Annotated in this window: 13 protein-coding genes; 6 read left to right on the top strand and 7 right to left on the bottom strand. The window is 71.6% G+C overall.

Translation table 11 applies throughout. The features are described from left to right. Window positions 1-157: 157 nt before the first annotated feature. The 6 genes from BLQ73_RS15150 to BLQ73_RS15125 are packed head-to-tail and all read left to right on the top strand — an operon-like array spanning window position 158 to window position 6,781. A complete protein-coding gene (locus BLQ73_RS15150; protein ID WP_093171083.1) occupies window positions 158-1,504 on the top strand; it encodes a Wzz/FepE/Etk N-terminal domain-containing protein in 1,347 nt (448 codons plus the stop codon). Beyond that, the gene (locus tag BLQ73_RS15145; protein WP_245691087.1) at window positions 1,501-2,853 is read left to right on the top strand and encodes an O-antigen ligase family protein; all 1,353 of its coding nucleotides are present in this window, start codon (window positions 1,501-1,503) and stop codon (window positions 2,851-2,853) included. Before BLQ73_RS15150 ends, BLQ73_RS15145 begins: the two co-directional genes overlap by 4 nt. Then, window positions 2,850-3,767: a hypothetical protein gene (locus BLQ73_RS15140; protein WP_093171082.1), complete on the top strand. Its 918-nt coding sequence runs from the start codon at window positions 2,850-2,852 to the stop codon at window positions 3,765-3,767. Before BLQ73_RS15145 ends, BLQ73_RS15140 begins: the two co-directional genes overlap by 4 nt. Then, entirely contained in the window at window positions 3,764-4,621 is an 858-nt protein-coding gene (locus BLQ73_RS15135; protein WP_245691086.1) for a sulfotransferase domain-containing protein, read from the top strand. The genes BLQ73_RS15140 and BLQ73_RS15135 overlap by 4 nt, the downstream gene beginning before the upstream one ends. Window positions 4,622-4,628: 7 nt before the next feature. Next, a complete protein-coding gene (locus tag BLQ73_RS15130) occupies window positions 4,629-5,861 on the top strand; it encodes a lipopolysaccharide biosynthesis protein (RefSeq protein ID WP_093171081.1) in 1,233 nt (410 codons plus the stop codon). Continuing rightward, complete coding sequence (locus BLQ73_RS15125) at window positions 5,858-6,781, top strand: sulfotransferase (protein ID WP_093171080.1); 924 nt, start codon at window positions 5,858-5,860, stop codon at window positions 6,779-6,781. The genes BLQ73_RS15130 and BLQ73_RS15125 overlap by 4 nt, the downstream gene beginning before the upstream one ends. Before the next feature lie 28 nt (window positions 6,782-6,809). On the opposite strand, the gene BLQ73_RS15120 is transcribed toward BLQ73_RS15125, so the two are convergent. The 7 genes from BLQ73_RS15120 to BLQ73_RS15090 form a co-directional block, all read right to left on the bottom strand. After that, window positions 6,810-7,685, bottom strand: a complete 876-nt coding sequence (locus BLQ73_RS15120) for a WecB/TagA/CpsF family glycosyltransferase (RefSeq protein WP_093171079.1) — start codon at window positions 7,683-7,685, stop codon at window positions 6,810-6,812. Further along, a complete protein-coding gene (locus tag BLQ73_RS15115) occupies window positions 7,685-8,659 on the bottom strand; it encodes a glycosyltransferase family 2 protein (RefSeq protein WP_245691085.1) in 975 nt (324 codons plus the stop codon). Before BLQ73_RS15115 ends, BLQ73_RS15120 begins: the two co-directional genes overlap by 1 nt. Next, window positions 8,656-9,603 carry a sulfotransferase gene (locus BLQ73_RS15110; RefSeq protein ID WP_245691084.1) on the bottom strand — a complete coding sequence of 316 codons (948 nt, stop codon included), beginning with the start codon at window positions 9,601-9,603 and terminating at the stop codon, window positions 8,656-8,658. The genes BLQ73_RS15115 and BLQ73_RS15110 overlap by 4 nt, the downstream gene beginning before the upstream one ends. A gap of 194 nt (window positions 9,604-9,797) precedes the next feature. Then, window positions 9,798-11,060: a sulfate adenylyltransferase subunit CysN gene (gene cysN, locus BLQ73_RS15105; protein ID WP_093171078.1), complete on the bottom strand. Its 1,263-nt coding sequence runs from the start codon at window positions 11,058-11,060 to the stop codon at window positions 9,798-9,800. A gap of 216 nt (window positions 11,061-11,276) precedes the next feature. Further along, a complete protein-coding gene (cysD, locus tag BLQ73_RS15100) occupies window positions 11,277-12,191 on the bottom strand; it encodes a sulfate adenylyltransferase subunit CysD (RefSeq protein WP_093171077.1) in 915 nt (304 codons plus the stop codon). A 122-nt stretch (window positions 12,192-12,313) separates the two neighbouring features. Then, on the bottom strand, window positions 12,314-13,078 hold the full coding sequence (locus BLQ73_RS15095; protein WP_093171076.1) for a 3'(2'),5'-bisphosphate nucleotidase CysQ: 765 nt from the start codon (window positions 13,076-13,078) through the stop codon (window positions 12,314-12,316). Beyond that, window positions 13,078-14,505, bottom strand: coding sequence for a sugar transferase (locus tag BLQ73_RS15090; protein WP_093171075.1), 1,428 nt, complete (start codon window positions 14,503-14,505; stop codon window positions 13,078-13,080). Before BLQ73_RS15090 ends, BLQ73_RS15095 begins: the two co-directional genes overlap by 1 nt. Window positions 14,506-14,525: the final 20 nt, after the last annotated feature.

Here is a 14,525-nt window from a genome sequence, read left to right as displayed (position 1 = left end):
CCGTTATGCGTCCGTGATTGGCCTATCGAGGGGCATGAGAATTTCGGTTATCCCCTGATGAGAATCGGGGAGGGCTCTATAGTTGGGGAACCCCGCAACGTAAAGCGTCGCCTTGGAGAGGTCCAGCGTTCGCCCGGCCGAGAGGGATTCCGCCTTCATGAGCCTGCCGCAGGACACCCCCGCCCGTCGCTCCAGTGACGGCTTCGCCGACCTCTTCGGCCCGCTCCGCCGACAGTGGGCCATCGCGCTGCTCTGCCTGACGGCCGGCTTCGCCGGCGGGCTCGGGGTGATGCGGCTCGCCCCGCAGACGTTCACGGCCACGGCCCACGTCCTCGTCAGCCCGACGGGCGCGCAGGAGCAGGTCAACCAGGTCACCAACCGCCAGCGCGAGCAGCTCAACCTCGACACCGAGGCCCAGGTCGCGGTGTCGGCGGTGGTGGCGAAGCGGGCCGAGCAGACGCTCCGGGCCGCCGGGCAGGCCGGGGAGCCTCCCGCCATCGACGTGAGCGTGCCGCCGAACTCCGCGGTGCTGGCCATCTCGGCCGACGCCGTGAGCCCCGAGACCGCGGCGGCCCACGCCAACGCCTACGCCAAGGCATACCTCGCCCATCGCGCCACCTCCGCCAAGGAGACACTGTCCGCGCAGCTCAAGGCCCTGGCCGACAAGCGCAGGCAGATCTCCGCGAGCCTTGCCAAGGGCGCGGCGGACCTGCAGACCCTCCCGCGCGGCACCGCCCAGCACACCCTGACCGCGGCCCGGCAGACCATGCTGAACAGGCAGCTCGCCACGCTCGCCCTGCGCTACGACGCGCTCAACACCGTCGCCGTCACCCCGGGGTCGGTCATCGGCGAGGCCGAACCCCCGTCGGCCCCGAGCTCCCCGAACCTCCCCGTCAGCCTCGGCAGCGGCCTGATGATCGGCCTGCTCGTCGGCGCCGGCGCGGCGCTCGTTCGCGACCGCACCGACACCCGGCTGCGCACGGCGGCCGACGTCGAACGGCTCACGTCGGTGCCGGTGCTGGCCGTGCTCCCCGAGCGGGGCGCCTGGTCGGACGCGGTCCTGCGGGAGCTGGCGGCCTCGATGATCGCGATGTGCCCGAGCGGGCAGGTGCTGCTCCAGCCGGTTCCCGCAGGCGGATCCACCGGTCCCGGCCGCGCCAATCCGCACGCGGCCGTGCTGGCGGAGTCGCTGTCGCTTCTGGCTCCGGTCAGCGTGCTCGGAGGCGGCGTGGGCGACCTGGCCCGCGCCGACGCGGCGCTTCTGGTGGTGACGGCCGGGGCCCGCGCGGGAGACGTGGCGGTGGCGACCGGCAGGCTCGCACGCCACGGGGTGACCACGGTCGGCGCGGTGCTGATCCCGGGCGGCCGAGGCGGCCAGGGTGGACGGGGCGGACGGAAGCCGCGCGGGGCGTCCGAGGGGGCGGTCAAGGCGGCTCATGCCGTACACGGCCGTGCGGGTGAGGGCGGACGGGCGGGCGACGCGCCCGGGGTGCGCGTCACGTGAGCCTGGCCGAGCCCGCCGCGCCGCCTTCGGTCCGGGCCGAGCCCGACGTGCGGCCACTGATCCGGGCACACCCCGTCGCGTGGCCGATCGGCGCGCTGCTCGTCGGCTATCCCCTGTGGTGGGCGCTGGGGTTCGGCGGCCTGTCGGTGATCGTGGTGGCCGTGCCGATGGCGGTGGTGCTGTGGCGGCGGCGGCCCCTGCGGGTGCCACCCGGGTTCGGCTGGTGGATGCTCTTCCTGGCCGTCTACCTGCTCTCGGCCCTGATGCTGGCCGAGTCGCCGCCGGGCTACGCCGTGGAGATCGGCCCCGGCCGGATGCTCGGCTACACGATGCGGCTGATGCTCTACGTGTCGGTCCTGATCGTGGTGCTGTACCTCGGCAACCTCACCGAGAAGGAGCTTCCCCAGCTCACGCTCGTGCGGTGGATGGGGGCGCTGTTCCTCACCACGGTGGCCGGCGGGGTGCTGGGGGTGATCGCGCCGCGTTTCGAGTTCACCTCCCCGGTGGAGCTCCTGCTGCCCGAGTGGATCGGCGGCAACTCGTTCGTGCGCAACCTGATCCACCCCACGGCCGCGCAGACCCAGTGGGTGCTGGGCTACGCCTCGCCCAGGCCCGAGGCGCCGTTCGAGTGGGCCAACGCCTGGGGCGGCAATCTGTCGGTGCTGCTCGTCTGGTTCGTGGTGGGCTGGTGGGTGTACGGCGGAGCCCGGCGCAAGCTGTTCGCCGCGGCCGTCCTCGCGATCGCCGCCGTGCCGGTGGTCTACTCGCTCAACCGGGGCCTCTGGGTCGGCATCGGCGTGAGCGTCGTCTACCTGCTGGTCCGGCTCGGCGGGAAGGCGAGGATGGCGCTGTGCGCCGTCGCCGCCGGCGCGGCCCTGCTGTTCGTCACCACTCCCCTGCACGCCATGGTGACCGAGCGGCTGGACAGCCCGCACAGCAACGACATCCGCGCGTTCACGGTGTCGTCCACGCTCGCCGCCGCCCTGCACTCGCCGGTCGTGGGATACGGCAACACGCGCAACGCCCAGGGCAACCACCGGTCCATCACCACGGGCAAGAGCGACTGGTGCCCGACCTGCGGGCATCCGCCACTCGGCAGCGACGGGCAGTTGTGGCATCTGCTGATCGCGCAGGGTTTCACGGGCGCCGCGCTGTACGTCCTGTTCTTCGTCGGCGCGGTCCGGCGCCACTGGCGTGACCGCAGCCCGATCGGGCTGGCCGGGGTGCTCGTGATGATCCTTGTCCTGCTCTACATGTTCGTGTACGACGGCCTGGTCACGCCTCTCAGCCTCTACTTGATCTCGTTCGCCCTCCTGTGGCGCAACTCGCAGACGCCGGAGTCCGCATGAACGACGCCTCTCTCCGCCTTCACTACCTGGGCCGTACGATCGGCCGACTGTTCCCCGACCCCGGCCCCGCGAGGCCGTACACGGTCCTGCCCCATACGGCGGTGCCGCGGCGGCTCGTCCCGCGCCGATGGTGGCACCGGGCGATCGGCCCGCCGGTCCCGGTGCCGGTCGGCGGCGACAGCGTCGAGGCGCACCTGAGTGAGGTGTTCGGCGGCCCGGTGCGGGTCTCGTTCCATGTACGGCCGGCCCGCAGGGCCAACCGGAAACCCATCCTGGAGGTGCACGACGGCCGGGGCGTCCTGGTGGCCTACGTCAAGGTGGGCGACACGGCCATGACGCGTGAGCTGGTCAGGTCCGAGGCGTCCGCGCTGCACGCGCTCGCCGACATGCCGCTGAAGACCGTGGCGGTGCCGGCGGTCCTCCACCACGGCACGTGGCGCGATGTCGAGGTTCTGGCCCTGTCCCCGCTGCCGGAGGGTCGTCCCGTCCGCGACGGCGACCTGATCGTCTCCGCCGTGCGGGAGATCGCGGAGACCGGACGCCGCTCGGGCCGGGACTGGGCCTGGCACGGCGACTTCTCGCCGTGGAACATCGCAGCCGGGCCCGACGGGCGGCTGCTGGTGTGGGACTGGGAGCGTTTCGAGACGGACGTCCCCCTCGGCTTCGACGCGGTCCACCACTTCTTCCAGCGGGCCCTGCGCCGGATGCCCCCGGCGGTCGCGGCGCAGGCCACGCTGGCCCAGGCCGTACGCGTGCTGGAGCCGTACGGCACGGCGGCCGACGAGGCCCGGCGCACGGTCGTCCACTATCTGATCACCTTGGCGCGGCGGCACGCCGACGACGGACACGAACCGCTCGGCCCGCCGCAAACCTGGCTCAACCCTCTCATTGATCACCAAGAGGTGCTGTTGTGAATCCCACCGTGAAACGCTCCGTCCACGCCGTCTCACGCACCACCGGACGAATCACCTCTGCCGCACGGATACTGCCCTCATTCATGATCACCGGCGCGCAGCGGTGCGGCACGACATCGCTCTACCGCGCGCTTTCGCAGCATCCGCTGATGCTCAAACCGGTGCTGCACAAGGGGGTCCACTACTTCGACGTCAACTACGCCAAGGGCCTGTCCTGGTATCGCGCCCACTTCCCCCTTGAGGCGACGGTGTCCCGCCTGCAGCGGAGATACGGGATACGGCCTCAGGCGTTCGAGTCGTCGCCGTACTACCTGTTCCACCCGCTCGCCACCGCCCGCATCGGGTGGGATCTGCCGGGCGTCAAGCTCATCGTCTTAGTGCGCGACCCCGTCGAACGCGCCCGGTCGGCGCACGCGCACGAACTCGCGCGCGGCTTCGAACACGAAGCGTCCTTCGAACGTGCGGTGGCCCTGGAGGAGGAGCGCCTCCAGGGTGAGGAGGAACGCGTCTGCGCCTCCCCGAACTCCGTCAGCCTGTCGCACCGCCACCACGCCTACCTCGGCCGGGGACGCTATGCGCACCAGCTCGCGCGGCTCGACCCCCTGATCGGGCCCGACCGCGTGCTCGTGCTCGACAGCCACCGTTTCTTCGCCGACCCGGCCGAGTCCTACGACCGCGTCCTGCACTTCCTCGGGCTCCCCCACATGGGCGACCCCGTGTTCGAGCGGCACAACGCGAGGTCACGGCCGTCGGAGATGCCCGAGTCGCTGCGCACCCGGCTCTACGACCACTTCGAGCCGTGGGATTCGATGCTGACGACGTGGCTCGGCACGACCCCGTCGTGGCGCATGTGAGACCGGAGTGACCCGCGCCAGACTCGCCGGGCTCGCCGGCGCCGCGACGTCGGGGCTCGCGCAGTTCGCCCTCGTCGCCGTGGTCACCCGGGCGTTCAGCACCGCCGAGGCGGGCAAGTTCTTCACCGCCATGGCCGTCACGCTCATGGTGGCCGGTGTGCTCAAGCTGGACGCCGGCAACGGGTTGGTCTACTTCCTCAGTCGGCCGCACTCCGGGGACGAGCGGGCGGACGCGTCGGGCTACATTCGGGCGGCCCTGGTGCCGCCCGTTCTGGTGTCGGCGGCCGTCGCCGTACCCGCCGCCTTCGTGCCCGGGATGCAGGTGTTCGCACTGGCGGTCCCGATGGTGGTCGCGGCGGACATCCTGGTGTCGGCGACCAGGGGATACGGCTCGATGCGGGCGACGCTGCTGCTGGAGGGGCTGGCGCTACCGCTCGGCCAGGTGGGGCTGGTGGCCGTGGCGGCGGCGGCCGGCGAGGTGGCGTGGCTCCCGGTCGCGTGGGCCGTGCCGTACGCCGTAGTGGTCGTGGGCGCGGCGCTTCTGGTCGCGCGGCGGGCAAGGGGGCTCGGCGCGTGCGACGCGCGCGGGGCTGCGGGCGAGCTGTGGCGGCACACCGCGCCGCGGTCGGTGGCGGGGGCGGTGCAGGCGGTGTTCCAGCGCATGGACGTCGTGATCGTGGCCATGCTGGCGGGCCCGGTGGAGGCCGCGGTCTATACGGCCGCCACGCGTTTCAAGGTCGTCGGGCAGCTCGCGGGCCGCGGCCTCGCCCAGGCGGCGCAACCCCGGCTGGTGCGCACGCTGGCCGGCGGCGATCTGGACGGCACGCGAGAGATCTACCAGGCGTCCACGCGGTGGCTGGTGCTGCTGACCTGGCCGATCTGGCTGGGCTACGCGGCGTTCGCCCCGGTGATCCTGCGGGTGTTCGGCATGACGTATACGGCGGGCGCGCCCGTGGCGCTGGTGCTGTCGGGGACCATGATGCTGGCCACCGCGTGCGGCATGGCCGACGTCGTGCTCACCGCCGCAGGACACACCACCTCAAGCATGGTGAATCTCCTGCTCGCCATCGCCGTCACCGTGGCCCTGGACGTCCTCCTCGTCCCCGCCTACGGCGCCCTCGGGGCCGCCCTGGGCTGGTCGGGCGGCATGCTGGTCAAAAACCTCCTCCCCCTCGTGCGCATCCACCGCCTGTACGGCTTGCGCCCCTTTCCGCTCCCCCTCTCCCAGGGGGCCCGATGAACGCGCCGATCCTCGTCACCGGCCTGCCGCGCAGCGGCACAAGCTGGACCGGCAAGATGCTCGCCGCCGGCGGCGAGGTCGTCTACGTCAACGAGCCGCTCAACCCCCAGCACCCGCCCGGCCTCTGCCCGGGCGTGCTCAAGGCCGAGGTCACCCACCGCTTCCAATACATCAGCCCGGACCAGGACGAGACCTGGCTTCCCGCCTTCCAGGACACCGTCGCCCTCAAATACCACCTTCTTCCCGAACTCCGCCGCAACCACTCGCTCTACGACCTGGCCCGCACGGCGCGGTACGGCACCGCCTTCACCCTCGGCCGCCTCGCCGGGCGACGCGCGCTGCTCGACGACCCCTTCGCGGTGCTGTCGGCCGGCTGGTTCGCCGAGCGGCTGGGATGCCGGGTGATCCTGCTCACCCGCGACCCGGTCTCGCTCGTGGGGAGCTGGTGGCGGCTCGGGTGGACGGTGCACTTCCGCGAGCTCCTCGAACAGCCGCTGCTTCTGCGGGATCACCCCGAGGTCCACGGGGTGTGGTCGTTGATCGACGAGCAGGACCGCCTCGTGAAGATCGCCGCGCTCTGGCGGCTGGCCGACACCCTCGCCGCGCGCCTCGCGGCCCGGCATCCTGGCATCCTGCGCGTCCGCTACGAAGACCTGGCGGCCGACCCGGTGAACGCCTTCCGGCGCCTCTACGACTGGTGCGGGCTGACCTGGTCGCCCGCGGCGGAGCGGCGCGTCAGACGCGCCTGCACGGGCTCCGCCTCGCACCGGGAACGACGGGGTTTCGCCTGGTCGGGCCTGTCCCGCACGGCCTATCGGCCCATGGACTCCCGCCAGGCCCTCACGACCTACGCCGACAGGCTCACGCCGGAGGAGATCGCCAGGGTCCGGGCCCTCACCGGCGCCGAACCCCGCGTCTGACCTTGCGGGGGCGTGAGCGCGGCGGCCGTTACCCCCGGCCTCGCGCGAGCTCTCCGCGCCGCCCCCGCACCACCCGGCGGCGCACCCGGCTGAGCAGGCACATCGCCAGCAGGCGGAGCGCGAACGGCAGATCGTCCACCAGGTAGCGCCGCGCCAGCCGCCCCGGCTCACTGATCAGCCGGAACAGCCACTCCAGCCCGGCGTCGCGCATCCACTCGGGCGCCCGCCGTACGGCTCCCGCCGTGAACGCGATCGCCGCCCCGCACCCGACGAACCAGACGCCCGGCATGCACTCCCGCAGCTCGGCGATCAGCCGGTCCTGCTTGGGGAACCCGAGCCCCACGAACACAAGCCGGGGAGCCGCCGCCACCAGCGCCTCCCGCACCTCCGCGACGCCCTCCGCGCTGCTCTCGAACCCGTACGGCGGAGCCGACACCCCGGCCACCACCAGCCCCGGGCTCCGCGCGCTCAGCACCTCGGCCGCGTGCTCCACCACTCCCGGGGGGCCGCCCAGCAGGTATACCGGTAGGGCTTCGGCCGCGGCCATCGCCGACAGCGACCAGATCAGGTCGGCCCCCGTCACCCGCTCGGGAAGCGCGCTGCCGAGCAGCCTGCTCGCCCACACGAGCGGCATGCCGTCCGCCACCGCGATGTCGGCCCTCGCCACCAGCGCGCGGACCGCCGCGTCACGGGCGGCGGCCCGGCAGATGTCGACGTTCGGCGTCACGATGTGCCCGCCGCGCCCCGCCCGCGCGGCGGCGGCCACCCGCTCCACCACCTCGCCCTCCGTCAGGGCGTCGACCCATACCCCCGCGACCTCGACCCTTCCCGGCCCGGGACGCGGCGGCACGGCCGCCGGGGGGACGTCGGCGGCGGGGGCTGCCCCGGAGGCGGACGGGCTCATCAGATGCCGTGCCCGCGGGTGTGGAGGAGGCTGACGACGGTGCGCGCCGGGACCAGCCGCGCCGCCACGGCGAGCGCTATGGGCGCCCTCGGTTCGGCGCGCCGCGCGGCGAACGCCCGCCAGGCCCACCTGCCGGCTTCGCGGCGATGGCCGAGCGCGGCGTGGTGGAAGGCGAGCTGACCGTAGATCCGCGCCGCGCCGCGCGGATCCACGGTCAGTTCCGGATGCCGGGCGAGCATCCACTCGAGCCCGGCGATGCGATCGGCCCAGCGGGCCACATAGTGCGAAGCCCCCCAGTGGACGCGCACGAGCGGCGAGTCCACGTTGACGATGGGCCGCAGGCCCGCGGCGCGCAGCGCGAGGTCCCAGTCCTCGTTCTGGCCCGCGGGAGCGCTCTCATCCACCCGCAGGGAGCCCCGGCGGAACAGGAACGTCGACGAGTGCACCATCACCATGCGGGAGCGGACGAGGTGCGCGCGGGTGACCCTCGCGGTGCCGGCGTGCCTCGGGACCCGGCGCGAGCCGTAGGCCACCTCGATGGCGCAGCTGGCGAACACGGCCCCCGGTTCGGCCGCGAGGGCGGACACCTGGGCGTCCAGTTTGCCGGGCAGCCATTCGTCGTCGTCGTCGCAGAACGCCACCAGGTCGGTGGAGAGCGCCTCGATGCCGGTGTTGCGTGCCCCGGGGAGGCCGGGGCGCCGCCGGTTCGGCAGGACCCGCACGAGCGGCGCGTCCGGCGTGCCCTCAGCGGTGGGACGCGGGGTGAGGGGCCGCGCCGGGGCGATCACGTCGGCCACCTGTTCGGCGACGTCGGCCACCGGTCCGCCGTCGACGACCACGATCACTTCGACGCTGCCGGGGTAGTCCTGGGCGGACACGGCGCGCAGGGCCCGGGCGAGCGCCTCGGGGCGTCCGCCGTCGGTGGGGATCACGACGCCGACGGAGGGGCTCGCGATATCGGCGGAGGGGCTCACGCGGCGCCCTCCCCGTAGCCGTAGCGGGCCATCAGCGGCCACGTGAGCGCCGTCACGGTGCGGCGGTGGCGTCGGACGAGCGAGGTGCGCCAGCGATCGTCCGGGGTGAGCGGGAGGGGCCCGACGGCGAAGCGCATCGGGTTGCCGGAAGCGGTGTGCGCGACGGACAGGCGGGCCCTGCCGTCGCCGATGAAGTCCAGGGAGCCGGGTCCGGTCGGCAGGCCGAGGGTCGCGGCGAGGCCGCCGACGGCCTCGCGGGGCGCTTCGACGAGGTCTTCGTAACGCACCCGCGTGACGGGCACGCCGCACCGGGCGAGGAGTTCGAGGGAGAGGTTCTGGGCGGCCCAGTGGAGCGAGGTGCGTGCGGGGGCCCAGCGCATCATCGGCGTGCCGTCCTCGGGCCTGGCCACGCGGCGGTGCCAGGAGTGGGCGACGGCGCGCGGGTCGCGCACGACCTGGACCACGTGGACGTCGAGCCCTCCGGCGGCCAGGCAGTAGGCGAGGGAGGCGTGCTTGCTCGAATCGATCACCACCGAACCCCCCGAGGCCGCGCTCGCCGCGTCGTAGAGGCGGCGGTAGACCCAGGTGTAATCGGCCAGGCCGCCCGCAGGGGGCCGGGTGCGGACCGCGCGGGCGAGAGCGGGAATGCGGCGGGTGCGGTCGACGCGGTCGCGCAGGGCGGCGACATGCGCGGCCAGCTCGGGGGGCCATCCACCGAAGGCGCGGTCTCCGACGTCCTTCCAGAACGGGCACCGGCTGAACGGCTCGCCGCAGCCGCAGCTCTCGTCGGCCACGACGCCTCGGGCCCACAGGTGGACCACCTCGCCGAGCGCGGTGACGCCGGGCACCTCGCCGAGCAGGCGCTCAAGGAGCGTGGTGCCGCTGCGCCCCAAGCCGCCAAGGAAGATCACCCGAGCAGACGACGACACGCTGGTCACGAGCACGGCCCCCCACCTCGTGGACACGGAACGTGCCGACGCTAGCGCGGAGCGTTACATCGCCGCCAAAGAACGGTCAAATGATCTACCTAATATCTAGCCACGCGTCTGACGGCACAAGTCCGGCACCCCACGGTCGGAGGTGCCGGACTTGTGACGAGAAAGCGGCGAGGAGCGCGATAAATGCCGAAAAGCGGCCCCTACCGGGCTTCGACGATCATGCCCGCACCCACCGTGCTGTGGGTGGCCTCATCGATGAGGATGAAGCCCCCCGTCATCCGGTTGCGCGCGTAGTCGTCCACGAACAGCGGCTGGGTGACGCGCAGCGACACCCGCCCGATCTCGTTGAGCCCGAGAGCCGTGACCGACTCGTCCCGGTGCAGGGTGTTCACGTCGAGCCGGTAGTGCAGGTCGCGGACGAGCGCGCGAGCCGTACGCGTCGTGTGCTTGATGGTCAGCTTGGACCGGGGGGCGAGCTTCGCCCCGTCGGCCATCCAGCAGATCATGGCCTCAAGCTCCTGGGCGGCCTGCGGCTGGTTGTTGGGGCGGCAGATCATGTCGCCCCGCGAGATGTCGATGTCGTCCTCGAGGCGCAGCGTCACCGACATGGGCGGGAACGCCTCGGTGATCGGGCCGTTGTAGGTGTCGATCGCGGAGATGCGCGTGGCGAGGCCGGACGGCAGGTGCAGCACCTCGTCACCCGGCTTGAGCACGCCCCCGTAGACCTGTCCCGCGTAACCGCGGTAGTCGTGCAGCGCGGGATCGGTGGCGTTGTGGGGGCGGATCACGTATTGCACGGGGAACCGTACGTCGACCAGGTTGCGGTCGGACGCGATGTGCACGTTCTCCAGGTGGTGCAGGAGCGAGGTGCCCTGATACCACGGCATGTTCTCCGACCTCGACACGACGTTGTCGCCGTGCAGCGCCGAGATCGGGATGAAGGTGAGGTCGGTGACGTTGAGCTTCGCGGCGAACGCCGTGAACTCCTCGCGGATCTCCTCGAACCTCTCCTGGGAGTAGTCGACGAGGTCCATCTTGTTGACCGCGAGCACCAGGTGCGGCACGCGCAGCAGCGAGGTGAGGAAGGCGTGGCGGCGCGACTGCTCAAGCACGCCCTTGCGGGCGTCGATCAGCACGATCGCCAGGTCCGCGGTGGAGGCTCCGGTGACCATGTTGCGGGTGTACTGAATGTGCCCGGGGGTGTCGGCGATGATGAACTTGCGCTTGGGCGTCGCGAAGTAGCGGTAGGCCACGTCGATCGTGATGCCCTGCTCGCGCTCGGCCCGCAGGCCGTCGGTGAGCAGCGACAGATCGGTGTACTCGGTGCCGCGGTCGCGGCTGGTGCGCTCGACCGCCTCAAGCTGGTCCTCGAAGATCGCCTTGGAGTCGAAGAGCAGCCGTCCGATCAGCGTCGACTTGCCGTCGTCGACCGAGCCGGCGGTCGCGAATCGCAGGATGTCCATCAGAACTGCTCTCCAGGGTCGGTACGGCGCGCAGGGGATGCCGGGAAGGCCATGTCGGATCGCCGGGAGCCGGCCGTATCGGATCGCCGGGAGCCGGCCATATCGGATCGCCGGGAGCCGGCCGTATCGGATCGCCGGGAGCCGGCCATATCGGATCGCCGGGAGCCGGCCATATCGGATCGCCGGGAGCCGGCCATGTCAGAGTGAACGGCCACGTCAGAAGTACCCTTCACGCTTGCGGTCCTCCATGGCCGCCTCCGAGGCGCGGTCGTCGGCCCGGGTGGCCCCGCGCTCGGTGATGCGGGTGGCGGCGATCTCGGCGATGATCTCCTCGACGGTGGCGGCCCCCGACTGGACCGCGCCCGTGCAGGTCATGTCACCAACGGTGCGGTAGCGCACGACGGTCTCGAAGAGCGGCTCGTCCTCGCCCCGGTTGGTCACGGGGTTGTCGGCGAGCAGCATGCCGTCGCGCTCGAAGACCTTGCGGGTGTGCGCGTAGTAGATCGACGGGATCTCGATGCCCTCGCGCCGGATGTAGTCCCACACGTCCAACTCGGTCCAGTTGGACAGGGGGAACACCCGGATGTGCTCACCCTTGCGGATCTTGGCGTTGTAGAGGTTCCACAGCTCGGGGCGCTGGTTCTTCGGATCCCACTGCCCGAACTCATCGCGGAAGGAGAACACGCGCTCCTTGGCCCTGGCCTTCTCCTCGTCGCGCCGCGCCCCGCCGAACACGGCGTCGAACTCGTGGTCCTCGATCGCGTCGAGCAGCGTCGTGGTCTGGAGGCGGTTGCGGCTCGCGCGGCGGCCGGTCTCCTCGACGACACGCCCGGCGTCGATCGAGTCCTGGACGGAGGCGACGACCAGGCGCGCTCCGAGCTCGGCCGCGCGCCGGTCGCGGAAGTCGATGACCTCAGAGAAGTTGTGCCCGGTGTCCACGTGCATGAGAGGGAAGGGGATGGGCGCGGGCCAGAACGCCTTCTCCGCGATGCGGAGCATCACGATCGAGTCCTTACCCCCGGAGAACAGCAACACGGGGCGCTCGAACTCGGCGGCGACCTCACGCATGATGTGGATCGCCTCGGCCTCGAGAACGTCAAGTTGCGACGTGGTGTAGTCGCACTGGAGCATGGGCTTCTCCTGGGGTGTTCGGACGCTACTGCTCGGTCGACGGGTCCCGGGCGCCGAGGTCGTGCGGCGACCCCGTGGGGCGTTGCCGCCCGGTCAGACCCGCGTTTCGATAGGAGCGATCGCTATCGACGCTGGTCGCGGATTCCGGCGAGCAACGTTGGCGCCAGCTCCGGTAGGGAAACCAGGATATCCGGCAATGAGGGGTCCACCTTGTTGTAGGTGAGCGGCGACCCGTCGATGCGGCTCGCATAGGCCCCCGCGGCCTGGGCGACGGCGACGGGCGCGGCGCTGTCCCACTCGTACTGCCCGCCCGCGTGGACATACGCCTCGACCTCGCCGGTGAGCACCGCGGAGATCTTCGCCCCCGCCGAGCCGATCGGCACGAGGTCGGCCCCGACCAGGTAGGCGAGCCGCTGCACGAACTCCGGCGGCCGGGTGCGGCTGACCGCGATGCGGATGCGCTTGTCCGGGGCCTGGCGCAGGGGCGGCGGCGCCGCGGTGGTCAGCGTGCGGCCCTGCGCGGGCAGCGCCACGGCCCCGGCCACCAGGGAGCCGCGTTCCCACAGTGCCACGTGGACGGCCCAGTCGGCCCGGCCGTCCTCGGCGAACTCGCGCGTGCCGTCCAGCGGGTCGATGATCCAGACGCGCTCGGCCGTCTGCCTGCGCGGGTCGAGGCGCTCCTCGCGGGTGGCCTCCTCCGACAGGATGACGTCGCTCGGCCGTAGCCGGGCCAGCGACTCGGTGAGGAAGACGTGGGATCTGCGATCCCCTTCGCTACGAAGCACCGCGGGCTCGCTGAAACCCAGCTCTTTACGGATTTCCAGCAGTTTCTCGCCCGCCTGCGTCGCGAGATCTCCAGCCACAACGTGATCGTCGCGAATGGTCATCAATAAGCTCCTGCTCCCCGGGCGACGGCTGACCATGTCTTCCACAGGATCTGAAGATCCATCATGAGAGACCAATTCTCCACGTAACGCAGGTCCAACCGTACCGATTCCTCCCAAGACAGGTCAGACCGGCCGCTCACCTGCCACAGCCCCGTCATGCCCGGCCGTACGAGCAGGCGCCTGCGCACATCGTCACCGTAGCGCGCGACCTCCTCGGGTAGCGGAGGGCGTGGCCCCACAAGCGACATGTGACCGAGCAGCACATTGATCAACTGGGGCAATTCGTCGAGCGAATACCTGCGGAGGTAGGCCCCCAGGGGCGTCACCCGCGGATCGTCGCGGATCTTGAACAGCACCCCGCCCTCGTCGCTCATCAGGTCGACCCGCCGCTGCTCGGCGTCCTCCCACATCGTCCGGAACTTGTAGATCGTGAACAGCCGGCCGTCCCGGCCCACCCGGGTCTGCTGGAAGAGCACCGGGCCCGCCCCCGAAGCGCGTACGGCGACCGCCAGCCCGGCGAACAGCGGCGCGAGAAGCACGAGCAGCGCCCCGGCCACCAGGCGGTCGAAGATGTTCTTCGCGCACTGCCTGCCCCCGGCCAGCTCCGGATGCTCCACGTGCAGCAGCGGCAGCCCCGCGGCGGGGCGGATCGTGGTGCGGGGCCCCGCGACCTCCATCAGCGCCGGGGCCACGACCAGCTCGGTACGGGTCTTCTCCAGGCGCCACGCGAGCCGCCTGAGCGCCACGCCGTCGAGCTCGGGGCAGGCGAGCACGGCGACGGTGTCGGCGTGCAGGTGGGCGACGGCCAGGGGCACGTCGCTGAAGTCCCCCGCGACGGGTACGCCCTCGACCTCGTCGTGCCCGTGCTCGGGCAGGCACACGGCCACGATGTCCATGCCGTGGTAGCGCTCCCGCCGAAAGCGCTTGATCAGTTCAGCGGTGGCGGAGCGGTGGCCGATGGCGACGACCCTGCGCATGCACGCGCCGCGTGCGCGCTTGCGGTGGAGCGAACGGCGCAGCCAATAGCGCGTCAGGAGCGTCAGCAGTGTGGCGAGCGGCATCGCGAGGATCACATAGCCCCTGGCGATGTCGGTCTTGGTGACGTAGGCGGCGATCGCGGTGGCCGCGGTCAGCGTGACCCCGCACTGCAAGACCCTGCGGAACTCCTCGGAACCGGTCCCGATCAGCCTCGGCTCGTAGACCCTGTTCAACGCGATCGCGGACACCCACACGACGGGCAGCAACACACTGGACACCAGATAGGGGACGGCGTACGGCGTGACCGGCCCGAACCTCACGAACAAGGCCGAAAACCCGGCAATCAGGCCACAGAGAGCGTCAATCGACAGACTTTGCACCCGATAGCGACGCACCCAATCAGGCGAAATGGAACGTTCCACCCACGGCTGTACAGAGACGACCGTCATCCCCTCGCGACCGCTCAACA

This window comes from Sinosporangium album (genome assembly GCF_900100605.1).
In the GTDB taxonomy this organism is placed as follows: Bacteria; Actinomycetota; Actinomycetes; order Streptosporangiales; family Streptosporangiaceae; genus Sinosporangium; species Sinosporangium album.
Note: the sequence above shows the minus strand (reverse complement) of the source record. Positions and strands in the feature narration are given on the sequence as shown.